The sequence below is a fragment of the Sphingobium cupriresistens genome, assembly GCF_004152865.1.
Taxonomy (GTDB): Bacteria; Pseudomonadota; Alphaproteobacteria; order Sphingomonadales; family Sphingomonadaceae; genus Sphingobium; species Sphingobium cupriresistens.
On the sequence record NZ_SEOO01000124.1, the window covers coordinates 1 to 1,056 of the forward strand.

The 1,056-nt window shown below is 61.0% G+C and carries 1 protein-coding gene; it reads left to right on the plus strand.

Annotated elements, in window-relative coordinates; genetic code table 11:
* Nucleotides 1-94: 94 nt before the first annotated feature.
* A protein-coding gene (locus EWH12_RS21905) for an IS630 family transposase (protein WP_129927820.1) occupies nucleotides 95-1,041 on the plus strand; the annotation gives its coding sequence in 2 pieces (ribosomal slippage) (nucleotides 95-431 and nucleotides 431-1,041; 948 coding nt in all).
* Nucleotides 1,042-1,056 lie beyond the last annotated feature (15 nt).

Below are 1,056 nucleotides of genomic sequence, written 5' to 3' on the forward strand. Positions count from 1 at the left end.
TAGAGCGGTTTCCACACGAACTGAATCGGTAGGGGTTCCCTTCGCTGCGCTGATGTGATTCACGCTGTCTGCTGGTGACAGGAGGCCAGCATGGATGGCACGAACGCTTTCACAGGACCTGCGGGACAGGGTCATTGCTGCGATTGATGCGGGTTTGAGTTGTCGGGCTGCGGCTGATCGGTTTGGTGTCAGCGCATCGAGCGCGATCCGCTGGCGGCAACGCGCGCTGGAACACGGTGAGGCTGTTGCCAAGCCACGTGGCGGAGACCGGCATTCGGGCAGGATCGAGGCGCATGGCGGCTTCATCCGTGAACTGCTTGCCGAACAGGGCGACATGACCCTTGTCGAAGTTCAGGCTCGGTTGATCGAGCGGGGCGCCCCGGTCGGGATCGGCACGCTGCATCGCTTTTTCGTACGCCACGGCATCACGCGGAAAAAAAGACCGGGCACGCAATCGAGCAAGACCGTCCCGACGTCCTGAAACAGCGTCACCACTGGTTCGACGGTCAGCTCGATCTGGAACCAGAACGCCTGGTTTTCATCGACGAGACCTGGACAGCAACCAACATGACCCGCAGCCATGGCCGCTGCGCCAAAGGCGAGCGTCTGCGGATGGGCTTCCCGCATGGCCATCGCAAGACGACCACGCTGGTGGCCGGCCTGCGCATGACCGGCATGATTGCGCCGATGGTGCTCGACGGCCCGATCAACGGCAACTGGTTTGAAGCCTACGTAGCTCAAGTGCTCGTGCCGGAACTGCGACCGGGCGACATCGTCATCATGGACAACCTGTCGAGCCACAAGCGCGCGTCGGTCCAAGTGCTCATCGAGGCCGCAGGTGCAACCCTGCGCTTCCTTCCACCTTACAGCCCGGACTTTAACCCAATCGAGAAGGCGTTCTCCCGGCTGAAGGCAATGCTGCGCAAAGCAGGCGAGCGAACCGTCAGCGGGCTTTGGGGCCTGATAGGAAAGCTCGTCGATATCTTCCAGCCCGACGAATGCGCCAATTACTTCAAATCGTGCGGATATGAACCGGAATGAGTGGAAACCGCTCTA